Source organism: Paractinoplanes deccanensis, from assembly GCF_016862115.1.
In the GTDB taxonomy this organism is placed as follows: Bacteria; Actinomycetota; Actinomycetes; order Mycobacteriales; family Micromonosporaceae; genus Actinoplanes; species Actinoplanes deccanensis.
In genome coordinates this window covers 128,768-150,624 of the sequence record NZ_BOMI01000003.1, presented here as the reverse complement: position 1 = coordinate 150,624, position 21,857 = coordinate 128,768, and the positions used below count along the sequence as shown (strand labels likewise).

General features: G+C 70.5%; 19 protein-coding genes. 6 read left to right on the top strand and 13 right to left on the bottom strand.

The window, feature by feature from the left end; all coding sequences use genetic code 11:
• Positions 1-1,185, bottom strand: a 1,185-nt coding sequence (locus Ade02nite_RS01725) for a thiamine pyrophosphate-binding protein (protein ID WP_203759677.1), incomplete at its 3' end; no start/stop codon positions are given.
• Between the two features lie 103 nt (positions 1,186-1,288).
• Between Ade02nite_RS01725 and Ade02nite_RS01720 the strand changes: the two genes are divergently transcribed.
• Both Ade02nite_RS01720 and Ade02nite_RS01715 read left to right on the top strand, forming a co-directional pair.
• On the top strand, positions 1,289-1,771 hold the full coding sequence (locus tag Ade02nite_RS01720; protein ID WP_239168441.1) for an Lrp/AsnC family transcriptional regulator: 483 nt from the start codon (positions 1,289-1,291) through the stop codon (positions 1,769-1,771).
• Positions 1,772-2,188: 417 nt separating this feature from the next.
• Entirely contained in the window at positions 2,189-2,740 is a 552-nt protein-coding gene (locus Ade02nite_RS01715) for a GNAT family N-acetyltransferase (protein ID WP_203759675.1), read from the top strand.
• A gap of 23 nt (positions 2,741-2,763) precedes the next feature.
• Here the strand turns inward: Ade02nite_RS01715 and Ade02nite_RS01710 are convergent, their stop codons facing one another.
• The 3 genes from Ade02nite_RS01710 to Ade02nite_RS01700 form a co-directional block, all read right to left on the bottom strand.
• Complete coding sequence (locus tag Ade02nite_RS01710) at positions 2,764-3,378, bottom strand: GNAT family N-acetyltransferase (protein WP_203759674.1); 615 nt, start codon at positions 3,376-3,378, stop codon at positions 2,764-2,766.
• A gap of 82 nt (positions 3,379-3,460) precedes the next feature.
• On the bottom strand, positions 3,461-4,999 hold the full coding sequence (locus Ade02nite_RS01705; protein ID WP_379035152.1) for an APC family permease: 1,539 nt from the start codon (positions 4,997-4,999) through the stop codon (positions 3,461-3,463).
• 62 nt (positions 5,000-5,061) lie between these two features.
• A complete protein-coding gene (locus Ade02nite_RS01700) occupies positions 5,062-5,700 on the bottom strand; it encodes a GOLPH3/VPS74 family protein (protein WP_203759672.1) in 639 nt (212 codons plus the stop codon).
• Positions 5,701-5,951: 251 nt separating this feature from the next.
• Here Ade02nite_RS01700 and Ade02nite_RS01695 point away from each other — a divergent pair, with 251 nt between their 5' ends.
• Both Ade02nite_RS01695 and Ade02nite_RS01690 read left to right on the top strand, forming a co-directional pair.
• Positions 5,952-6,800, top strand: coding sequence for a helix-turn-helix domain-containing protein (locus Ade02nite_RS01695; protein WP_203759671.1), 849 nt, complete (start codon positions 5,952-5,954; stop codon positions 6,798-6,800).
• 31 nt (positions 6,801-6,831) lie between these two features.
• Complete coding sequence (locus tag Ade02nite_RS01690; protein WP_239168440.1) at positions 6,832-7,071, top strand: DUF397 domain-containing protein; 240 nt, start codon at positions 6,832-6,834, stop codon at positions 7,069-7,071.
• Between the two features lie 355 nt (positions 7,072-7,426).
• Here Ade02nite_RS01690 and Ade02nite_RS01685 read toward each other — a convergent pair whose 3' ends face one another.
• From Ade02nite_RS01685 to Ade02nite_RS01675, 3 genes are all read right to left on the bottom strand, one after another.
• Complete coding sequence (locus Ade02nite_RS01685; protein WP_203759670.1) at positions 7,427-10,180, bottom strand: DUF11 domain-containing protein; 2,754 nt, start codon at positions 10,178-10,180, stop codon at positions 7,427-7,429.
• Positions 10,181-10,230: 50 nt separating this feature from the next.
• A complete protein-coding gene (locus Ade02nite_RS01680; protein ID WP_203759669.1) occupies positions 10,231-10,725 on the bottom strand; it encodes a CAP domain-containing protein in 495 nt (164 codons plus the stop codon).
• A gap of 137 nt (positions 10,726-10,862) precedes the next feature.
• Positions 10,863-12,731, bottom strand: a complete 1,869-nt coding sequence (locus tag Ade02nite_RS01675; RefSeq protein ID WP_203759692.1) for a M4 family metallopeptidase — start codon at positions 12,729-12,731, stop codon at positions 10,863-10,865.
• Positions 12,732-12,968: 237 nt separating this feature from the next.
• Between Ade02nite_RS01675 and Ade02nite_RS01670 the strand changes: the two genes are divergently transcribed.
• Positions 12,969-13,904, top strand: a complete 936-nt coding sequence (locus tag Ade02nite_RS01670; RefSeq protein ID WP_203759668.1) for a helix-turn-helix domain-containing protein — start codon at positions 12,969-12,971, stop codon at positions 13,902-13,904.
• A 72-nt stretch (positions 13,905-13,976) separates the two neighbouring features.
• Here Ade02nite_RS01670 and Ade02nite_RS01665 read toward each other — a convergent pair whose 3' ends face one another.
• The 6 genes from Ade02nite_RS01665 to Ade02nite_RS01640 all read right to left on the bottom strand — a co-directional run bounded on the left by Ade02nite_RS01665 (position 13,977) and on the right by Ade02nite_RS01640 (position 20,777).
• Positions 13,977-14,540, bottom strand: a complete 564-nt coding sequence (locus tag Ade02nite_RS01665; RefSeq protein WP_203759667.1) for a peptide deformylase — start codon at positions 14,538-14,540, stop codon at positions 13,977-13,979.
• A 100-nt stretch (positions 14,541-14,640) separates the two neighbouring features.
• On the bottom strand, positions 14,641-15,402 hold the full coding sequence (locus tag Ade02nite_RS01660) for a class I SAM-dependent methyltransferase (RefSeq protein ID WP_203759666.1): 762 nt from the start codon (positions 15,400-15,402) through the stop codon (positions 14,641-14,643).
• 153 nt (positions 15,403-15,555) lie between these two features.
• Complete coding sequence (locus tag Ade02nite_RS01655; RefSeq protein ID WP_203759665.1) at positions 15,556-16,752, bottom strand: CynX/NimT family MFS transporter; 1,197 nt, start codon at positions 16,750-16,752, stop codon at positions 15,556-15,558.
• 31 nt (positions 16,753-16,783) lie between these two features.
• Positions 16,784-17,614 carry a siderophore-interacting protein gene (locus Ade02nite_RS01650; RefSeq protein ID WP_203759664.1) on the bottom strand — a complete coding sequence of 277 codons (831 nt, stop codon included), beginning with the start codon at positions 17,612-17,614 and terminating at the stop codon, positions 16,784-16,786.
• Positions 17,615-17,749: 135 nt separating this feature from the next.
• Positions 17,750-19,303: a hypothetical protein gene (locus tag Ade02nite_RS50895; protein WP_203759663.1), complete on the bottom strand. Its 1,554-nt coding sequence runs from the start codon at positions 19,301-19,303 to the stop codon at positions 17,750-17,752.
• 703 nt (positions 19,304-20,006) lie between these two features.
• Complete coding sequence (locus Ade02nite_RS01640; RefSeq protein WP_239168439.1) at positions 20,007-20,777, bottom strand: glycerophosphodiester phosphodiesterase family protein; 771 nt, start codon at positions 20,775-20,777, stop codon at positions 20,007-20,009.
• Positions 20,778-20,947: 170 nt separating this feature from the next.
• Between Ade02nite_RS01640 and Ade02nite_RS01635 the strand changes: the two genes are divergently transcribed.
• Positions 20,948-21,730 carry an L-type lectin-domain containing protein gene (locus tag Ade02nite_RS01635; RefSeq protein ID WP_203759661.1) on the top strand — a complete coding sequence of 261 codons (783 nt, stop codon included), beginning with the start codon at positions 20,948-20,950 and terminating at the stop codon, positions 21,728-21,730.
• Positions 21,731-21,857: the final 127 nt, after the last annotated feature.

Below are 21,857 nucleotides of genomic sequence, written 5' to 3'. Positions count from 1 at the left end.
GTCCGCCTCCGAGAGCGGCCCGTCCGCCTCCGAGAGCGGCCCGTCCGCCTCCGAGAGCGGCCCGTCCGCCTCCGAGAGCGGCCCGTCCGCCTCCATGGGCGACAGGGCCGACCCGCCTGCCGCCAAGGGCGACCCGCTCACCGGCCGCGTTTCGGCAGAGCCCGCGGCCCCGCGTTCGGCCAGCACCTGGGCGACCGCCTCCACCGCGTCCGGGAAGAGCACGTTCTCGAAGCGCTGCTCGCCCACGCCGGCGGCCGTCGCCGAGGTCCACACCGTGCGGTCGTCGAGGGGGCGGGCCGTGAAGAAGCCGGTCAGCTCGGCGGTCATCACCGTGCCGAGGTGGACCACGACGTCGGCTCGGTCGACCAGGGCCGTCGGGACCGGGTCGAGCATCGTGCCCGCGTAGTCGCCCAGGTATCCCGGCGTGCCCTCGTCGATCACGCCCTTGGCGGCCAGCTGGGTGACCATCGGGAGGCCGCCGGCCAGCTCCGTGATGCGGGCGCCGAGTCCGTATCGGGCGGCGAGCTGGCCGACGATCAGGGCGGGGCGGCGCGCGCCGGCGAGCGTTGCCCGTACGGCTCGGGTGAAGGCCTCGAGAGCGCCCGGGTCGGACGCCATCGTCAGGGGCTCGCGCAGGGGTGCGGCCGGGATGCGGTGCAGGGCCAGGTCCTGGGGGACGCTCAGGTAACCGGGCTTGCGCGTGCGGCGCACCGCGGTCACGGCGGCGTCGATCTGGTCGCCCGCGCGGTCCGCGGTCAGCACGGTGGTGGTCGCGCTGATCTCGGCGTACGCGCGCTGGAAGTGCCCGAAGTCGCCGTCGGCGAGCGTGTGATGCACCAGGGCGCCGGCCTCGACCGTCCCCGTGCGCGGCGAGCCGACGATGTGCAGCACGGGCGCGTCCTCGGCGGCGCTGCCGGCCACGGCGTTGATCGCGCTCAGCTCGCCCACGCCGTACGTCGTGATCAGTGCCGCGATGCCACGGCTGCGGGCGTACGCGTCGGCGGCATACCCGGCGCCGAGCTCGTTGGGTGATCCGGCCCAGCGCAGCCCGGGCACCTCGGCGAGGCCGTCGAGCAGGTTGAGGTTGAAGTCGCCGGGCACGCCGAACAGGTGGGACACGCCGGCCTGCCGGAGCCGCTCGCCCAGGTACTCGGCGACGGTCACCGTGGAGGCATAGTCGATCATGCGAACGAGCCTCGTGGCTGTTGCGCATCCTGCACAATGTGAGCTTTCCTGCTTGTGCGTTCTGCTCAGCCTGAGCGGGCATCAGGGGGAAGGATTGCGCACGATGCGAATCTTGGACGCCACCGACGCGCGGATCCTGCTGGCCCTGGACGCCGACCCGGACGCCACGGTCGTCGCCCTGGCCGACCGCCTGACCATGTCCCGCAACACCGTGCAGGCCCGCCTGCGCCGCATGCGCGAGTCCGGGGCCCTGGGCGCCTACTCGCGCCGTCTGGATCCCGCCGCCCTGGGCTACCCGCTGATGGCCTTCATGACCCTGTCGCTGAGCCAGCGCGAGGGCGACCGCGCCGCCCAGCAGCTGTCCCGGATCCCCGAGGTGGTCGAGATCCTGGCCACCACGGGCGACGGCGACTTGCTGGTACGGGTGGTCGCGCGCGACACGGCCGACCTCTACCGCATCACCAACCTGATCGTCGCCGCTCCCAGCGTCGTCCGGACGTCGACGTCGATCGTCCTGCACGAGGTGGCGCCCAGCAGTCTCGACGGCCTCCTGCGCCGCCACACCACAACCCCGGCCACGAGTTGAGAGCGGGCGGCCGGAATGGGTTTCTTAACGCTGCGTAATGTGGACCGTGGGGCGTAAAGTGGGCCCTTGGAGTCATTGATCTCCGTCATTGGAGATCAATGATCTTCCTCTGGCGGAAAACTCAACAGGGCGTCCGGCGGGCCGTAATCGGGGCCTGGACCAGGAGTAATGCGCAACGTGCGTAGTACTCGAAGGCCATAACCGTGTGCTGGATCGAGGGCGATTTCGTGCCGGTGATTGCAAGTTGCACACCAAAACGGGCACGGAAGACGTCTCGTAGATGAATTGGCACATTCAATCGGCACACACGCATTGTCATGACGCGCTCACTCTTCGTACAGTGATGGTCACAGATCATCGATCAAGATGAGTGCGACAAGCGGGCCGACCTGGCGGCGGCCTGCGGGGGAGCCGAGCATGCTTATCAAAGTCATCGACCAGATCACCGATGAAGAGCTGCACGAGGCAATGTGGACCATGTACCGGGACGCCTTCGAGGAGTTGAACCACCTCGCGGTTCAGCGTCACCTGATGTACAAGTCCGAGTTCGACGAGGTAATGGCGGACGCGCGGGTGGACAAGTACCTCGCCCTCGACGATGACGGCACGATGTGCGGCGTCGCCACCTACACCAACGACCTCAACGCGGTTCCGTTGATCGCTCCCCAGTACTTCGAGAGGCATTGGCCGGAGCACTACGCGGCGCGGAAGATCTGGTACATCGGATTCGTCGCCGTGAGTCCGCATGCCCAGGGTCGTGAAGCCTTCGCTCAGCTGGTCGAGCAGATGTATCACATCGCGTCCGCCCAGAACGGACTCGTGTGTCTCGACATCTGCAACCACAACGACGAGGTCCGCCGCATGTCCCGAGTCTTCCGGATGATGGTCAGCCGGCTCTCGGACAACATGCGCTTCACTCGGATCGACCAGCAGTCGTACTGGCTCTACGAGTTTCCCGCAGCCGCGTAGCAACTCGGCAGGGGGCATCATCTTCAGTTCATAGGCAACCTCCACATGGACCAGAGCGGTGGTCCATCGGGAAGCTCGATCAAGGCCCGGACCCGGTATCCGTGCCGGAGGTAAAGATCCCGGTTACGCGGGTCGTTCGCCTCCAGGTACGCGGGGATGCCGGCCTCGTCGAGCCGGGCGTGATGGCGGTCGAGGAGCGCACTGCCGATCCCACGGCCCTGGTCCTCCGGATGGACGGCCAGGAAGGCCAGGTAATGGTGGGGATCGGTGGGATGGCGCGCCTCGATCGCCGCGTCGAGTTCACATGCTCGGTCGTACGCCGAACCGGCCACCTCCTTCAGCCGCTGCTCGTAGTCGAGCGGCGGCGGGATCGTCGCGGTCATCGGGAACCACAGCGCCACTCCGGAGACGCGGCCGGTGTCCGGGTCGTAGGTGGCGTACACCTCGCCGTACCGCACCGCGTGCTCGACGAAGATCTCGAAGTAGCGCGGGCTGTCGCGCCGGCGCACCGCGGCATCGGGGTGCAGCCAGCGGGCCACCGGCCCGTCCCACATCGCCGCGGCGACGAGGCCGGTGATCTCCTCGACGTCGACGGGTGCGACGTCACGGATCACCAGATCCTGGATCGCGTAGGTCATGACTTCCTCTCTTGGTGTGCAAGGGGAGGGGAGAGTGGCCAAAGGCGACGGGGAAGGGCCGGTGGGGTCAGCACGGCCGTGATCAGTAGTACGGGCCGCCGCGCGCGCCGACCGGGTCGGCGTGCAGCGAGCGCATGAGGGCCTGGGTCTCGGCGACCACGCTCGCCCGGCTGTCGGAGCCGCGGCCGATTGCCGCATACACCTCCGGGCGAGCCGCCCGCATGATCAGGGCCCAGACGATGCCGACGAGGGCGACACCCAGGTAGCAGACCGGGATGAGCCACTGGAACGGCGAGTCGCCGGAAACTTGGAGCAGCTCACCGAAGCCGATGCAGGTTGCCGCCAGCACGACCGTGAGCAGCAGGAACGCCAGTCCAGGCGCGAAGTAGGCCCGCCAGATGTTCTCCCCTCGCCGCTTGTGGACGAAGAACGCGATGACCGCCGCCGACGCGGCCCACATGAGGATGAGGACGCCGAGACCGCCGATCGTCGTGAGCCACGCGAAGACGTAGACCAGCGGGTCGGCGCCGGCCAGCGCGTAGGCGCTGAGCACGATGATGGCCAGCACGCTCTGGGTGATCGAGCCGAGCAGCGGGGCGCCGGTGCGCGGGTGGGTGCGACCCCACGCCGCGGGCAGCACGCCCTCGCGGCCGAGCGCGAACTGGTAGCGCGACACCGCCGCGTGGAACGCGAGCAGGGCGGCGAAGACGCTCGTCAGGAAGAGGATGTAGCCGAGGTCGACCATGAACCTGGGCAGGTGCGGGCCGACCAGGGTGAAGACCAGGTCGGTACGGTGCTCGGCGGCGCGCGCCGCGATCTGGTCGGGGCCGGTGTTCACCGACATCGCCCAGGCCGAGACCGCGCAGAGGACGCCGGCGAGCAACACCGCGATGTGGGTGGCCCGGGCGATCGTGCGCTTCGGGTCCTTGGCCTCCTCGGAGAGGACCACGGTCGCCTCGAAGCCGACGAAGCCGGCGATCGCCAGCACCAGCAGCACGCCGATGACCGGGGTGGCGAGCGGCGCCGGCGAGAACTGCGAGAAGGTGACCTCGCCGTTCGCCGGGTTGCCGACCATCACCAGGTCGTAGATGAGCACAATGGCGATCTCGAGGACGAGCAGGACCGCGAGCACCCGTCCGCTCAGGTCGACCCAGAGCAGGCCGAGCACCGTGACCGCGACCCAGGCGGCCACCGCACAGGCGTACCAGGGAACGGAGAATCCCAGTGCCGCGAGGATGCCGGAGGCCGCGGAGCCGAAGAGCCCGAAGAGGCCGATCTGCATCAGCGAGTAGGCAGGCAGGGCGACGAAGGCCGCCCCCACCCCGACCATGCGGCCTAAACCGTGACTGATGTACGAGTAGAAGGCACCCGTGTTCACGATGTGCCGGCTCATCGCGACGAAGCCGACGGTGAACAGGGACAGCAGCCCCGCCACCACCACGTACGCGATCGGGACGGCCGTACTGCCGATGATCGCGTAGATCGTGGTGATGGAACCGATGATCACGGTGAGCGGTGCGGCTCCCGCTACGCCGAAGAACACCACAGACGGAATGCCCAGCCGGTTCTTGGCCAGCGCCTGTGTGACGATGTCCGGCTCCGCGGGTTTCGTACGCTCCATCAACATCCTCCCGGCCCAGTGGTCGTGGTTGTTGGGCCGGAGGTGATGGCGCCCGACGGCGCTCACCGTCGGCCGACGGTCAGCACCGAGCCCACAGAGGCCTCGGTGATTTCGACGAGCTCTCGAAGGTCGCCCGGAAGCGACCCGACAGCGCTCGGCAGCGAGTGGAACGCGTGCCGATGCATCTCGAAGTCGTAGAGCACGTGTCTGGTGAGGCCGGTGGCAGCCACCAGCCCGATGAGCACCCGGTCACTGATGCTCATGCCGATGCCGCGCACCAGCAGGTTGGCCAGCCGGGCCGGAGCCCAGGCGGCGGCGTTGCGCTGTGCCGCGCTGTTCGGCATGTACAGCGTCTCGGTGGAGAGCATGCGGCGGCGGGTCACCGCCTCGACCGCGCCCAGGCGCGACAGCCGCTCGCCCACCCGGATCGCGGCGTCCTGCGAGAGGAACGCCAGCCAGACGCGCACGTCACGGTGCTGCGGCTGGGCGATGAGCAGGTCCAGGATGTCGTGCGCGAGCGCGTCCGTCGGGGGATGCCGGTCGAGGATGACCAGATCTCCGTCCGTGATGCCGATCCGTCCTTCGAGGACCAGCTCGCCCAGCAGAGCGGCGGCCAGGCCTAAGCCGGTCGCACGCGGATGGAGACGGGACCGGCCGGTGCGGTCCTCGTGTGCGATCAGGAAATACTGGTCAGCCAACACGCCGCCACGCCCCTTAGACAACGGTGTTGTTGATGTGTGGTTCGCGGGCTTCGTCGCCCTTGTGGTCGTTTGATCTCTTTGCAGGTGAAGATCACCCTGCGTGCAGAAAGGTATGACTCGATGTGCTCCGCATCATGTACCCGACAGCTAGGTCATGACAAGGAGTACTAGACTTTTTGTGGAGTCCTCCTTGTTTGGATCATCGGCACGGCGGTCGTACTATCGGCTTCATCAGGACCGAGGGAGTCCAGGTGTCCGTTGATGAGGGACCCACGCTGCGCCGCCGTCGGCTCGGGGCGGAGCTGAAACGGTGCCGCGAGGCAGCCGGATTGACGCAAGAAAATGTGTCGCGCCATTTCGAGTGGCACGCCGCCAAGGTCACGCGCATCGAGACCGCGCGTGTCGCGGTGACCCCGCGCGACGTGAAGGACCTGCTGACGCTCTACGGCGTCGGCGATCAGGAGTACCGCGAGGCGATGGTGGAGCTCGCCCGGCTCTCGCGCGAGCGCACGTGGTGGACGGACTACCGCGACATCATGCGGCCCGGCAACTTCGTCGGCCTGGAGGCGGCGGCCGCCTCGATGCGCTGCTGGGAGCCGGTTCTCGTGCCCGGGCTGCTGCAGACCGAGGCGTACATGCGGGCGCTGATGCAGGCCGGGCGCACCAACGACACGCCGCAGCACATCGACCGCCGGGTGAAGCTGCGCCTGACCCGGCAGAGCCGGCTCACCGCCGACCGGCCGCTCGAGCTCGTGGTCGTCATCGACGAATCGGTGGTGCGCCGCGTGGTCGGCGGCCCGCGCGTCATGAATGACCAGCTTCGGCATCTGATCGAGATCGCGCAATTACCGAATGTCACACTCCGGATTCTGCCGTTCAACGCCGGCGAACACACGTTCCTCGGCGGATCAGCAGCGCTTTTGGAGTTTCGGGAGACCACCCATTTGGATGTTGTCTATCTTGAAGGTCTTGCGGGAGACTACTACGAAGAGCAACCGGCCGAGGTTGCTCGTTACCGGCAAGAGTTCGAGCGGCTGAGTGATATGGCGCTCGACCATCGCATGACCATCAAGATGATCGAGAGCCTGCTCGTCGCTTAGGCTCACGAGACAACCGCATATCCGAAGGGGGGTGCTTGAATTGCTCACGCACCAGCTCGCTCATGCCGAACTGGCAGCGGCCACGTGGCGCAAGGCCAGCCGCAGCAACGGCAACGGTGGCAACAACTGTGTCGAAGTCGCCTTCCTCGACACGGGCGTCGCCGTCCGCGACAGCAAGGACCGCTCCGGTCCGGCGCTCATGTTCACCACGGCGGAGTGGACCGCCTTTGTGGACTCTGCCAAGGAAGGCGAGTTCGACATCAATTCCTGAGGCTAGAGACTAACCATAGGCACGGACCGATGGGAAGTGCCTACGCAAAGTCAACTTCTCCACAATGGGGGCCGCGGCTCCGCTCACCGGGAGTCGCGGTGCCCCTACTCTGCATAATCGCTTTTTGGCCCGGACTGAATGCGAAGCACTTTCGGGTGAAACGGCCGGTCGGATCTGTGACTTCAGCCAGGTCCCGGCGGAGCAGCGTTTCGGTGAGCGCGCCCGCACCATAATCACCGTCGTGGCGGCAGGGGACCATGCCCGGAGGCCAGGCGCGACCGTGACCCGGGTGGGGATCCGCCGTGTGACGAGCCGTGTGGAGGGAATCGTCCGGCGACGCAGGCGGATGGGCTGCCTAGCGGCGGCGGGGCCACCAGCGGCCGCGGTAGGAACCCAGGACGATCAGGCCGCCGATGATCAGGGCCAGGCCGAGGACGCTCAGCGTCGCCAGGGGGCTGCCGCTGAAGGGGACCGGCTCGGGGACCGCGTCCGCCCATGCCTGGGTGCGAGGTGGCACGGTGGCGGGTGGGGGCGTGATGACGGTCGGGGTCGGGTTGGGCACTGACGGGTCCGGAGTGGAAGGCTTGCTCACCTGCGGCGCTGCGCCCCGGGCCGGGACGGCGGTGGTCGCCAGGGGTGCGGGGGCCCGAGCCGCGGAGCGCGGCTGCGGGCCGGCGGTTTCCCGACTCCGGGTCTCCTGGGCGGCGTCGCGCCCGGCTGTGGCGCTGAGAGGCGGTGCGAGCTGGTCCGGCGGCGGGTTCTGGCCGGCGGCTTGGGCCGGTGGCACGGCCTGGCCGGCGGCTTGGGCCGGTGGCACGGTGTGGCCTGAGCCTTGGGCCGGTGGCGCGGTCTGGCCAGTGCCCTGCGCCGGTGGTGTGGTCGTGGCCGGGCTCTGCGGGGCGGTCGGAAGCGCCGGATCCGGTGTCGTGGTGAGGAAAGGGCCGTAAGCGGTGGCGGCGGTCGCGTCGGGGGCGGTGCCGTAGGCGTACGCCCGGTCGGTGGGGAAGTCGCCGGCCGGCGGCATGCGGTGCGGGGCCGGGGTGCAGGTGGTGGATTCGCCGGGGGCCAGGGTGGTGGCGGCGCAGGTGGCTCGGCCGGCCGCGCTGCCGGTGACGTGGACGGCGCGCATGGTTTGGTTGCCGATGTTGTGGACCACGTAGGAGTAGTGGATAGTGTCGGCACTTCGCGGTGAGAGGGTCGCGGTCGAGGTCACGGTCAGCGCGGGCCTGGCGGTCACGATGGGTGCTTCGGCCGTGGTGGGCCCGAAGAGGGACGGCTCGGCGGCGCCGGACGGATAGGCCTCGGCCGACACGATGGTGGTGAGCGGAGTGCCGGCGTCGACGTCCGCGCGGGTGACTTCGTAGGGCGCGGCCTCGCAGGTCATGGTGGCGCCGGGGGCGAGCGTGGTGGCGGGGCAGGTCGCCGGGCCGAGGAGGGTGTCGGTGACCGTCACGCTGTCCATGGGCTCGTTGCCGTCGTTCGTCACGCGGTAGCGGAAGCGGACGGTGTCGCCTACGTCCGCCGGGCGGGGGTCGCGTGGGGCGACGACTGCCACGCTCAGTGAGGCGTTGCCGGGAGAAGCCGTGACGGTAACCGTGTCCGGGGCGCCGCCGGAGGAGGCGGTGAGGCTGAGAGGGCCGGCGGTCAGGGCGATGGCGGTGAGGTCGAGGTGCGCGGCGGCGCCGGCGGGGACGGTCCATTCGCCGTTGCGGTAGATGCCTCGGTCGGGGGTGGCGGCGGTGACGGCCAGGCCCTCGCCCGGGGTGAAGCGGACGGTGGTGGCGCTGGGGGAGGCGGGCACGGTCGCGCGGAAGTGGGCGGTGTCGTCGCGTACCACTGTGGGTGTTGTGGTCGTGAGGGTGACGGCGGCCGGGCGCGGAGCCGGGTCGCGGGGCGGGGCCGAGCCGGTCTTCCTGTTGACGGTGTTGTCGGTGGGGGTGAGCTCGGCAGTGGCGCTGGTGGCGGTGACCGAGACGGCGCCGGGGGTGCCCACGGCAGTGACGGTCAGCTCGCGGGTCTCCCCGGCCGGCAGGGTGCGGTAGTCGCATTCGACGGCATCGCTGGTCAGGGCGCATGTGCCCTGCGGGGAGGTGGCCGACACCGCGGTCAGGCCGTCGGGCAGGTCGGCGGTCACCCTGACCTCGTCGGCGTCGCTGGGGCCCTCGTTGCCGGTGGTGACGGTGAACTCGGTGGGGTCGCCGGTCAGGTCGACGGTCAGGTCGGCGGCGGGCTCGACCCAGGTGCCGGCCTCGTTCGAGGTGGAGACGAGCCGTTCGCCCACGCCGGCGAGCGAGGTGGCGTACGCCGCGGTCGCCGTGGCCTCGATCGTGGTGCCGGCGGCCTCGGGATCGATCCTGACCTGGTACGTGAGGGTGTGGCTCGCGCCGGGCTCGAGCACGCCGGCGTCGGCGCGCAGGGTGCGGGCCCGCGGGGCGTCGACGGGCGTGACGCCGTCCGGGACGCCGGCGATGATCTCCGTGCGGCGGGCCGGGTTGCCGCCCGCGTTGCGCGCCGTCACGGCGTACGAGAGGAGGCCCTTGACCTGGGATTTTTGCTCGGAGACCGCGGTCGTGGTGACGAGGCAGGCGGGGGTGCCGAAGGAGACGGCGTCGACCGAGCCGGGCGCGGCGGCGCGGAGGGCGAACCTGGTCCTGGTCTGGTCCTCGGGCACGGTGTAGGCGCCGGCGTAGGTGGCCCAGCGCGCGGTGGTGCCGGTGAGCTCGTCGCCCTGCCGTTCGAGGGTGCCGGTGGGTGAGCCGATCAGGACGGCCAGGGCGCCGCCGCGGTGCCGGAGCTCCCAGTGCAAGGTCTGCCCGGGGACGGTCGTGACGTCCTGATACAGCGTGCCGGCGGTGAGCTCGGCGTGCTGGGTGCCGTCGCGGCGGAGGGTGACAGGTCCCTTCCAGCCGGGCGGAGGCACGGCGGCGACCGACCCGTCCGCTATCAGCGGGGACTCGAAGTCGCCGTTGCGCAGCGCCACCGGGGCGGCGCAGGTGCTCTGAGCGGCCTCCACCGGATGCTGATCCAGCGGGTCGGCCGCTCCGACGACGTAGAGGACGGCGGCCATCATGATGACCGCCATCCATCGGGAGAGCGCAACCCAGGGCACCACCGCACGCTAACCGGCGGATAGGTACCTTTCGGGCTGTTTGGCCAAAATCAGATGCGGCCGAAGTCCTGGGTCCAGTACGGTGCGCCGCCGGCCGTGTAGGCCACGCCCACGCCGACCGCGGTGCTCGTGCAGTTCAGGATGTTCTTGCGGTGGCCGGCGCTGTTCATCCAGCCGGTCACGACGTCCTTCGGCGTGCGGTAGCCCCAGGCGATGTTCTCGGCGGACGCGCCCGCGCGCGGGTAACCGGCCCGGACCTCGCGGGTCACGAAGGTGCTGCCGTCCGAGCCGGTGTGGCTGAAGAAGCTCTTCTGGACCATGTCGGCGCTGTGCGCGCGGGCGGCGGTGACCAGGCGCGAGTCGATGCGCAGGGCCTTGCAGCCCTTCTTCGCACGCTCGGCGTTCGTCAGCTTGACGACCTCGGTCTCGTACGCGGCGGCGGTCGTCGGCGTGGCCTGAGCGGCCGCGAGAGCCGGGGCGCCGAACAGGGTCGGAACGGCGACGAGGGCGGCGGTGACGACGGCGCGGCGGACGAAACGCTTCAAGAGGTGGCTCCTTCGTGTCGGTCGGTGTCACCGGTACCGATCGGGGAGCGGCCGCGCCGATGAAGAAGCGGAACCGGGAAGCAACCCTGGGCAACCCAGGTGCTCCCCAGCCCCGCTGTCAGGGGTCGATCAGACGGTCAGAGGGTCAGGGTCCAGGTGTTGATGTAGCCGGTGTCGGTCGAGTAGACGTCCTGCGCCCGCAGCTTCCAGTCGCCGTTCGCGGCCTCGCTCGACAGGTTCTTCGTGTACGTGGTCACGATGTTGTCGGCGCTGTCCGAGGACGACGTGGCCTTGAGGGCGTAGACGGTGCCGTCCGGCGCGACCAGGTCGAGCTTCACGTCACCGCGGTACGTGTGCACGACGTTCACCGCGATCGTCGAGGTCGCCGACGCGGCGCGGGCGCAGCCGCTGATCGTGATCGTGCTGGTGATCGCGGCGCCCGCGTCGGGGATCGTGACGTCGGTGGCGTTGGTGCCGGTGCAGCCGCCGGTGGGCGGGGTGGTCGGCGGAGTGGTCGGCGGGGTGGTGCCGCCGCCGGAGCAGGTCGGGTCGGCGGACTGGGCGGGCACGCTGACGGCGTCCCACGCGGCCTTGACCGTGTTGAACTCGGTGCAGCTGGTCGGGAAGAGGTTCTTCGCCGCGGTCAGCGTCCAGGTGCGGTACTTCAGGTACGACGAGCTGGACGTCTTCATCAGCATCGCGTTGTACATGATCTTGATGGCGTTCTGGATGCCGAGACCGGTGACCGTGCTGCCGTTGCAGGTCGTGCTGGACGGCTGACCGGCACCGCCGGTGCCCTGGGCGAGCAGGTAGAACCAGTGGTTGCCGGGCCCGGCCGCGGCGTGCACCTCGTCGCCCGGCGTGCTGCTGGAGTAGCAGTTGTCGTCGCCGGCGAGCGACGGGTTGTACATGTACCGGATCGGGCCGCTGCCGACCAGGTTGACCTCCTCGCCGACCTGGTAGTCGGGGGCGTCGTTCGGGTTGTTGATGTACCACTCGGTGGCCGCGCCGATGGTGTCGGCGACGAACTCCTGGGTGCCGGAGCGGGAGATGCCGCCCGGGGTGGTGTCGTCGATGCCGTGGCCGAGCTCGTGGCCGACCACGTCCGCCGAGGAGATCCACTGGCCGGCGGTGTTCTTGCCGATCTGCACCTGGGTGCCGTCGTAGTACGCGTTCTGGTCGTTGAGGCCGACCCGGATCGGCCACGCGCCGCCGCTGCCGTTCTGGCCGTTGCGGCCCAGCCAGGCCGAGAGCATCGCGTACTGCTTCTGCGCCACGTAGAAGGCGTCGACGCAGCCGGTCTCCTTGCTGGTGCCGGTGCCGTTGCCCCAGACGTTGTCGCTGCCGCTGAAGGTCGTGTTCGTGGCGGCGTCCTGGCAGCGGACCGTGGTGTGGCTCGGGTCCTGGAGCAGGTACGAGGAGCCGGACTGGGTGGTGTCCAGGGTGACCGAGCCGTTGATCCAGCCGGTGCCCGTACCGGAGACGTCCGTGACGTGCTCGTACTCGCGCAGGACCGCACCCGTGGCCGCGTCCACGTCGACGGTGAGCCGGCTCGGGCCCTCCGCGCTCGTACCGCGGACCGTGGTCTCCCAGGCGAGCTTGGCGGGCTTGCCGTCGAGGGCGACCACGACGAGCTTGGTGCCCTCCACCTCGGTGACCGTCTTCAGCTGGGACGTGGCGACGGCGGCCGCGGCGGTGTCGGCCAGCTTCGGCGTGGTGGAGAGCTCGCCGATCGGCTGGGTCATCGAGACCGACGTGTACTTGGTGGCGCCGGCGGAGTCCGTGACGACGACGAAGTCGCCGCCGATCACCGGGAAGCCGTTGTACGTGCGGTCGTAGGCGACGTAGTTGAGGCCGGAGGAGCTGTACACCTGCCGCCGCTGGAAGGTCTCGTTCGGGCTGGCGGCCAGGACGGCGGGCCGGGCGGCGACGAGGGCGTCGGCCTTCGCGGCGGCCGTCTGCGGGTCCTGCGGGACGGCGGTGGCCGGTTGGGCCACGGCGACCATGGCGGAGGCGGCCAGGGTACCGGCGGCCACCGCCACGACCAGAGGGGTTCGACGTTTCACGCGCGTACTCCTTCGGGACGACTTGAGGAAGCACGCTAGGCATCGATGGTCGTCACCGAATCAGGGAAAACCCTTGCGCCGGTCATTCAACAATTTCGCTCCGTGACGCGCTGAGCGCTGGCAGTGACCTTCGCGGTGGGGCATCATGTCCGGACAGCGACCCCTCAGGAGTGTGTGATGACCTCACAGCTCGAGTTCGCGGCCCGATCCGCGTTCGCCCAGGTGCTGACCGCCTGGCGCACGCGCAGGGGCCTCTCCAAGAAGCAGCTCGCCGCGTCGATGGGCTACCACCCGTCGTACATCAGCCACGTGGAGAGCCTGCGCCACCACCCGACCTTCGAGTTCGCCTGCCGCGCCGAGGCGGTCCTGGCGACCGGGTCCGAGATCATCGAGGCGTACACGGGCTGCCGGCAGGCCGCCGGGGGACAGGATCCCCTGGGGCACCCCGGCTACGAGCCCAGCCAGATGCTGCCCGCCACCATCGTGATCGAGGACGAGCTGGCGACGCTGACCTACACCGACGGCTGGTACGCCTGCCGGGTCGAGCGGCTGGTCCGCAACGTCGGCGACCGCCCGGTCACGACCTGCCCCGTGCGCATCGACGTCGACCGCTTCCCCGACCAGCCGGGCGTGTCACGGCGGCTCTATCAGGAGAGCCCGCTGCGCCTGGCCGATCTGGACTTCGCGGCCGCGGCCGGCGAGGAGCCGATGGACGTACGGGTGTCGCGCACCAGCGACGCATACCTGAAGCTGGCCCTGGTCTTCGGCAACGCGCGGGCGCGCTTCCCGCTCTACCCCGGCGACCAGACGCGGGTGGCGTATTCCTACCGCGTGCCGGCGAGCCAGTACGGCCAGTGGTTCCAGCGCGAGATCCGGTTCCCGACACGGGCGCTGACGATGTCGCTGAGCCTGCCGGCGTCGCTCGGGGCCGAGGTCGGTGCCGAGATCCTGTCGTACGCGGGGATCAAGTCGTTCTCGCCCACCGTCGCGGAGGGGGACGGCGACACGGTGCTGCACACCGTGCGGATGCGCGAGTTGCTGCTGACCAGCCAGGTGCGACTGCGCTGGAGGTTCGCCCTGCCCACGCCGCTGCCGGCTCCACGGGCGGCCTGAGCCGGGCGCCCACGCCGCTGTCAGCTCCACGGGCGGCCTTGAGCCGGGCGCCGTGCCGCTCTGCCGGCTCTGTCAGCTCCACGGATGGCCTGTGCCGCGGTACTGGGACAGCGGGATGACGTCGTCGCCGGCCGGCATGCGGTCGGTGTAGAAGCGGCCCTCGAGGTGGTCGATCTCGTGGCAGACGTGCCGCGCCATCCCGCCGGCGAAGCGCGTCACGGCCAGGCCGCCGTCGAGCCGCCGATGCTCCACGACGACGCTCGCCGGCCGGTCGACGCGGCCGCGCACGTCGAAGAAGCTCATGCAGCCCTCGTACTGCACATCGCGGCCCGACTCGTCCACGATGCGCGGATTGAGCAGTACGATCTCGCTGCTGCCGGGATCGGCGGGGCGGATCACCGCGGCCGCCCGGTGGATGCCGATCTGCGGCGCGGCGAGGCCCATGCCCTTGGCGAAGACGTGCGCCCGCGCCACCCGGTCCATGGCGGAGCGGACCCGGGCGATGACGCGCCGCGCCTCGGCGGCGTCGACGGGCAGATCGAACGGGCGGGCCGGGGTGCGCAGGGCGGGATCGTCACGCTGGAGGATGCCGATCGCCGCCATCCGGCGGCCCGGGCTGAGTTCTTGGGCAACCACGAGAACCCCTCGGTTTCGGTCGTCGACCCCATTGATACATGGGCATGACCTGAAAACCGCATGAACGGTCGTGAATGAGACCGTGAATGAAAGAGAGGACTCAGCCTGCGGTTTTGTGCCCGCGGACCGCCCAGGCGCGCGCCGTCAGCGCGATCTCGCCGCCCTCGCCGGCGGGCAACCGGGCGCGCAGATCCTCGCGGATCCGGCGCCGCCGATCGTCGCTCAGCGTGGCGAGATAGGCGGGCGCGGCACCCTGGCCGCCGAGGAACGGCGTCCAGTAGTCGTCGAAGCTCGCGAAGACGGTGGGGATCTCGATGGACCGGGTCGCGACCTCGGTCAGGCCGGCGGCGGCCCAAGCCTCGCGCAGCGGTCCTTCCTGGCAGATCGGGAAACGCCGGCTTTCGTCGTGCTCGGGGTCGGCGGCGACGTCCCAGAAATGCCGCATCATCTGCATCCCACCGGCATAGTCCCAGACGTACGCGGCCACGACCGCCCCCGGCGCGGCCACCCGCGCGAACTCGGCGACCGCCCGGGCCGGATCGGGCACGAAGTTGAGCGCGAGCCCACTGACCACCGCGTCGAAGACACCGTCCCGCAAGGGGAGGGCGGCCGCGTCACCGGCAACGCGGGCGGTGTCGAGGGCGGACCGGAGAAACCCGCGCGACGGGTCGACGCCGACGACATCGGCCGGCCCTGCCGCGAGAATCGCCGAGGTCAGGGCCCCGGTCCCGCACCCGGCGTCGAGCCAGCGCCGCCCGGCCCCCACACCGAGCCACCCGACGAACAGCGGCGCGACCCGGCGGCTCCACCTGCCGACATACACCTCGTAGGCGTCGCCGACCGCCCAGACGTCACCGGTCATGACATCACGGTAGGCGAATCCGAGCGTTATCCACAGTCGACGTTTTCCACAGGGCTCGTCGCAAGATCGGCCTGATTCCGGCAGGATGAGCCCGTTGGACGGGGGCCCCCTTGGGAGGGCGGGGTCTGGCTGGCGAGTTCAGATCTGGCGAGTTCAGACCTGGCGGTCTCGACCGGCGAAGAAGCCGCCGATGATCTGGGGGATCATCAGCAGCAGGACGAAGGTCAGGGGCACGCGCCAGCCGTCCGTGTGGTCGTGGAGGACGCCGACCAGGATCGGGCCGGGGATGGCGAACAGATAACCGACGCTCTGGGCGAAGGCGGACAGCCGGACGACCGTGGCGGGCGTGCGGCCGCGTAGGGCGATCATGGTCAGGACCAGCGGGAACGCGGTGTTTACCACGCCCAGCAGGATGGCCCAGAGCAGCGGCATGGTGGCGGGGGACCACCACAGGCCGCCGTAGCCGGCTATGCCGAACAGGCCCAGCACCACGGCGATCCAGCTCTGGCTGCGGACCCGGCCGGCCACCGCCGAGAGCAGGAAGCCCAGGGGTACGCCGAGGAACGACGTCACCGCGAAGTAGACGCCGGCCTCCTCGGCGGGGATGCCGGCGTCCCGGTAGATCTGCGGCAGCCAGCCGATGATGACGTACGCCGAGGTGGACTGCATGCCGAAGTAGACGGCGAGCGCCCAGGCGACCGGGTGCCGGCTCACGCGCACCGCCTCGGCGGTGTGGATCTCGGGACCGCGGGTGAAGGGCTGCCGGGCGAGCGGGAGCCACGCCGGCACGGCGAGCACGGCGACCGCCGCCCAGCAGGCCAGGCCGAGGCGCCAGTCGTCGCCGAAGACGTTCACGGTGAGCGGCACGGTGGTCGCGGCCGCCACTGTCGCGCCGATGTTGAGCGAGACCGTGTAGAGGCCGGTCATCGTGCCGACCCGGTCGGGGAAGTACTCCTTGACCACCGACGGCAGCAGCACGTTCACCACCGCGATGCCGGCCAGCGCGACCAGGCTCAGCAGCAGGAACAGGGCGGTTCCGGGGGCGTACGGGCGGACGGCGAGCCCGGCCGCCAGCACCACCATGCCGGCGAGGATGACGCGGGCCGGGCCGAAGCGGCGGGCCAGCCTGGGCGCGAGGAAACCCACCGAGGCGAAACACACCGCCGGTACGGAGGTGAGCAGCCCGGCCACCGTCGAGCTCATGCCGAGCCCGTCGCGGATCTCGCTGAGCACCGGCCCGACGCTGGTGACGGCGAGCCGCAGGTTGACCGCGGCGAGCAGCAGGGCGGCCAGCGCGGCCAGCCGGCCCTTGACGGGGTTTGTTGTCAGGTCTTCCTCGGCGGTCACCACTTACTCATCATCGACCGCCGGGCCGGCGGGATCACGCCCGGTCCTGCTCCTGTTCCACCTGCTGGTTCCATTCGCGCTTGGAGGACTGCCAGCCGTCCTCGTTCAGGCCGCGCCGCCAGTAGCCGGAGATCGACAGCTGGTCCATCGGGATGCCGCGCTCGACCTTGAGGTAGCGGCGCAGCTCCTTGACGAAGCCGGCCTCGCCGTGGACGAACGCCTGCACGTCGCCCTCGGGGAAGTCGAGGCCGCGCACGGCGTCGACCAGGAGCTCGCCGGGAGCGCGGTCGCCGCGGTGCAGCCAGGTGATCTCGGCGCCGGCCGGCGCCTCCAGCTTGTGCTCCTCGTCGGGGCCCTCGACCTCGATGTACGCCCGCACGTCGGCGTCGGCGGGCATGCCGTCGAGCGCGGCGGCGATGGCCGGCAGGGCGCTCTCGTCGCCGGCGAGCAGGTGCCAGCCGGCTTCGGCGCTCGGCGCGTAGCCGCCGCCGGGCCCCATGAACCGGAAGGCGTCGCCCGGCTTGGCGCGCGCCGCCCAGGGGCCGGCCACGCCCTCGTCGCCGTGCACCACGAAGTCGACCCACATCTCGGGCACCTGGGGGAGCCATTTGCGGATCGTGTACGTGCGCACGACCGGCCACTGCTCGCGCGGCAGGCTCTCGCGGATCGTGGCCATGTTGAACGGCTCGGGATAGGTGACGCCGTCCTGGGGGAACAACACCTTCACGTAGTGATCGGTGCACGAGCCCGCCTCGATGGCCCGGAGGGCGTCGCCACCGACGACCACGCGGACCATGTGCGGGGTGAGCTGCTCCACCCGGGTGACGACCGCCTCGGTCGCCGCGCGCGCCGGCCTGTTCGCCATGCTGAACCTCTTCCTTCGGCGTCAGGTTGGTAAGGCTACCCTCAGCCGCTGGGCGGGGAACCGTCGAACTCCGCATCTTGACCATGCGCGAAAAGGGGCGGCCCGGACGGGCCGCCCCTCGCGCTTGCTGTATGCCTACTCCCAGGTGCTGCCCGGGCGGCGGCGCCGGGTGAAGGCCATGATGGCCATCCCGACCAGGAGCAGGACCGCCGCGCCGGCGACGGCGGCGAAGGTGTTGCTGCCGGTCAGGGCGAGGAGGCCGCCCTCCTGCTTGTTGCCGCTCTGTGCCTGCACCTCGGCCACCTGGTCGGCGACCGGTGCCTTGTTGCCGGAGTTGAACTGGCCGTCCTCGCCGTTCGAGTAGGTGTAGTCGGTGCCGCCCGCGGCGGGGGCCGCCGAGCTGCTGGTGGCGCGGGGCTTGGGGGCCTTGGTGGTGGGTTCGGTGGCGCCGCTCTCGGTGCCGGTGCCGGCGTCGGTCTCGCCGCTGTTGCCGGTGCCGCTCTGGTCGCCGGCGTTGTCGCCGGTGCCGCTGTCGCCGGTGCCGTCGTCGCTGTTGCCGTCGTTGCCGCTGGTGGCCGGCTTGGTGGTGGCTGCGGGCTTCGTCGGCGCCTTGGTGGTCGGCTTGGTGGCGGGCGCGGTCGGGTCGGGGGTGAAGTCGTCCTTGGTGTCGGCCGGGGTGGTCGGGGCCTGGGTGGGGGCCTTCGTGGGCGGCTTGGTCGGGGTCACGCCGCCGCCGTCGGTGCCGTCGCCGCCGGTGTTCCCGCCGTTGTCCCCATCGTCGCCGCCGTTGTCGCCGCCGTTGTCGCCGCCGCCGGTGTTGCCACCGTTGTCGCCGCCGCCGGTGTTGCCGCCATTGTCGCCACCGGTGTTCCCGCCGTTGCCACCGTCGTTCCCGCCGTTGTCGCCGCCGCCGTTGTTCCCGCCGTCGCCGCCGTTGTCGCCGCCGCCGTTGTCGCCTCCGTTGTTGCCGCCGGTGGTGACGGTGATGCGGATGGCGTCGATGGCGGGCGTCTGGTTGGCGCGGACCATCATCGGCACGCGGTGGGAGCCGTCACCGGCCCACGAGGCGCACTGGGCGGTGCCCTCACGCGGGACGCCCGGGACCGTGATGGTCACCTCGTCGGGGGTGGCGCCGCCCTTGCTGTCCTCGGTCGCCACGAAGAAGTCGGGGACCGGTTCGGGGGCGGGCGCCTCGTCGGTGCTGGTGAGCATGCGGCACGCGGTGTGGAAGTGGCCGCGCACCAGGCCGTCCTTGAGGACCGAGCTCTCCACGTAGTAGCCGCCCTTGCCGGCCGCGAGGAAGCGGTCGCGGATCAGGTTGCGGGTGCTCACGGTGAGGGTGAACGGAGTGTTGGGGGCGACCTGCTGCGGCGCGTCGGTGATCAGCAGCGAGGGGTTGTTCGCCGCCTCGCCGACCTCACCGAACTCGGTGGAGACGCAGCGGTTGCCGTTCTGGAAGCCGTCGTGCGGAGCCAGGTTGCTGTCCACGCACGTGTCGGTGAGGATCACCTGGCCGTTGACCACCTTGCCGGCGCCGCTGCCCTCCGGCCGGTCGTTGGTGGCGGCGTTGCCGATCTGGGCGAACGCGATCGCCGCGCCGGCCGCGGTGATGACGGCGCCGACCGCGAACAGCCGCCGGTTGCGTCCCGACGGCGTGGCGGCCGCACGGCGGTAAGCAGACCTACGCATGCGCGATACCTCATCTTCGAAGAAACCACCCGGTCACCATTCCAACCGGCCTCCGAACGGTAAGAGCGCACCCGCGAAAACGCAATTCCACCAGCGAACTTGATGAATTCTTATCCCAAACTTAAAGAAGAAATATGTGGCCGCTCCCGAACCCCCGGCATCCTCCGAACGGAGGATGTCCCGGGTTCAACAAGATCACGAAAAACTTCACTGACCAGCGAAAATTTTCCCAGCCCGCTGGTGGGGCGGTCGCGTCGTCCACGGTAGGCCCCGAACCTTAAAACTGCCTCGGAAAATTACTCGGGGAGCGACACGCTCACCATTCTCGGTGACATTCAAATGATCGACATCGGCCAACCGGCCGAGTTGGGGGAGTCGCGCACGACCAAAGTCAAGAGGGCGCGCGCGAAAAGGGGCCGGGCGCGAGGGTGGGGCGTGGGAGGTGGGGCGGCCGGCGCGAGGTGGGGGATCGGCGCGTGGACGGCGGGAGGCGGGCGGCGGCCGCGAGGTGGGGTGGCGAGGTGGCGTGGCGAGGTGGGGCGGCGAGGTGGGGTGGCGAGGTGGGGTGGCGAGGTGGCGTGGCGAGGTGGCGTGGCGAGGTGGGGCGGCGAGCTGGGGCGGGCGCATGGGCGCCGCGAGGTAGGGGGCGAGTGCGTGGGCGCGCGAGGGGAGGCGGGCGCGCGGGCGGCGGTGTGTCTGAGGGCTATGCGGGGTCGGGCCAGGCGCCGCGGGCTCGGTAGACGTCGCGGAGGACCTCCAGGCGGTCGGTCATGATGCCGTCGACGCCCAGGTCGAGGAGGCGGGTGATCTCGGCGGGGTCGTCGACGGTCCAGACGTGGACCTGGATGCCCAGGCGGTGGGCCAGGGCGAGGAAGCGCCGGTCCACCACGGTCACCGGGCCCTGGCGGGCGGGGACCTGGGCGGCCGCGACCGAGGCCGGGAGCCGCACGCGCAGGCCGGCCAGGGACGCCAGGCGCAGGCGGGTCGCCGCGGCGGAGCCGAGGGACGTGGCCACCTCGGGGCCCGCGAGGGCGCGCAGGCGGGCGAGTCGGCGGTCGCTGAACGAGGCGAGCAGGACGCGGCCGGTGGCGCCGGCCCGGCGTACCGCCTCGACCGTGGGGGTGGCGCCGGCGTCGGCCTTCACGTCGATGTTGAAGCGGACGGTGGGCCAGGCGGCGAGGGTTTCGTCGAGCCGGGGGATCGCGCAGGCGCCGCCGATGCGCACCGTCCGGAGGTCTGCCCAGCTCAGCGCCCCGATTTTGCCCGCGGCGCCGGTGAGGCGCAGGAGTGAGGCGTCGTGGAAGACGACGGGGATGCCGTCGGTGGTGGCGTGCACGTCGGTCTCGATGTAGCGGTAGCCGAGGGCGACCGCGCGGCCGAAGGCGGCCGTCGTGTTCTCGTCGCCCTCGGCGGCGCCGCCCCGATGGGCGAAGGCGAGCGGGGTGGGTGCGTCCAGGAACGCGAAGCGGGCCACGCGCTGATCGTAAGGGCAGCACCATACGGCTCGACGTCGGCGCGGACTAACCGGCCGAGAGCCTCCCATTAGGGACAAATAGTCGAGACTCGCTCACGCGATTCAGTGCGCTGCCCTACTTTAGGCCACGTCCTACTTGGGGCAAATCATCCGAATTGGAGCGCAGAACCGTGTCTTCTTCACGTTCCACGAGAGCTGTCCGGGGAGGTCTGGTCGCCGCCTTCGCCCTGTCGATAGCGGCAGCCCTGTCCCCGAGCGGCGCGATGGCGGCGTCCGACGACCCGCTCATCGACTACGAGACCTTCAAGGGCGCGTCGGCGACCCTCGACCGCAACGGCAGCGCCGACCTGATCTGGTCGTCGGGCAGCAAGGTCGACCAGCGTGTCCTCCGGCTCACCGCCGGCGGATACAAGCAGATGGGCTCGGCCTGGTCGACCCAGAAGATCGACGTCACGCAGTCGTTCGAGTCGACCTTCAAGGTCTACCTGCACCACGGCCGGCCCGGCGCGGACGGCATCGCCTTCGTCGTGCAGTCCAAGAGCCCGCGCGCGCTCGGCGGATGGGGCGGCGGCCTCGGCTACCGCGGCATCAAGCCCAGCGTCGCGGTCGAGTTCGACACCTGGCAGAACACGAGCGACCCGAGCAGCAACCACCTCGCCGTCGTGCTGGGCGGCAACCCCGACTTCCAGGCCGGCACGGCCGAGGCCGGGATCCCGCTGTACGGCAAGCCGTTCTCGGCCCGGGTCGAGTACGACGCCGAGGAGTCGATGCTCCGCGTCTACGTCAAGTCGCTGAGCGCGGGCTCCGAGGAGCAGCTGGCCCTGGAGCACGAGGTGAACCTGGCCGACGAGGTCGAGGACTCCGAGGCGTGGGCCGGCTTCACGGCCGGCACCGGCACCGCCCTGTCGAAGCAGGACGTCTACTCCTGGTCGCTCGACGGCGCAGGGGCCTGACCGAACGAAAAACCGCCGGTGCCGCCGGGCGTGATGGCGGCGCCGGCGTCCCCGGCGAAAGCCACCCTCCCGGTCCGACCACCCCACCACCGCCCTTAACCGGATTGAAAAACCGAGCCTTGGGAGA

Bases quoted from the DNA above. Each gene is read 5' to 3' on its own strand.
- Ade02nite_RS50895 (WP_203759663.1), bottom strand. From the start codon at position 19,303: ATGCGTAGGTCTGCTTACCGCCGTGCGGCCGCCACGCCGTCGGGACGC.
- Ade02nite_RS01720 (WP_239168441.1), top strand. From the start codon at position 1,289: ATGCGAATCTTGGACGCCACCGACGCGCGGATCCTGCTGGCCCTGGAC.
- Ade02nite_RS01670 (WP_203759668.1), top strand. From the start codon at position 12,969: ATGACCTCACAGCTCGAGTTCGCGGCCCGATCCGCGTTCGCCCAGGTG.
- Ade02nite_RS01660 (WP_203759666.1), bottom strand. From the start codon at position 15,402: ATGACCGGTGACGTCTGGGCGGTCGGCGACGCCTACGAGGTGTATGTC.
- Ade02nite_RS01710 (WP_203759674.1), bottom strand. From the start codon at position 3,378: ATGACCTACGCGATCCAGGATCTGGTGATCCGTGACGTCGCACCCGTC.
- Ade02nite_RS01675 (WP_203759692.1), bottom strand. From the start codon at position 12,731: ATGGTCGCCGTGGCCCAACCGGCCACCGCCGTCCCGCAGGACCCGCAG.
- Ade02nite_RS01715 (WP_203759675.1), top strand. From the start codon at position 2,189: ATGCTTATCAAAGTCATCGACCAGATCACCGATGAAGAGCTGCACGAG.
- Ade02nite_RS01650 (WP_203759664.1), bottom strand. From the start codon at position 17,614: ATGGCGAACAGGCCGGCGCGCGCGGCGACCGAGGCGGTCGTCACCCGG.
- Ade02nite_RS01705 (WP_379035152.1), bottom strand. From the start codon at position 4,999: ATGGAGCGTACGAAACCCGCGGAGCCGGACATCGTCACACAGGCGCTG.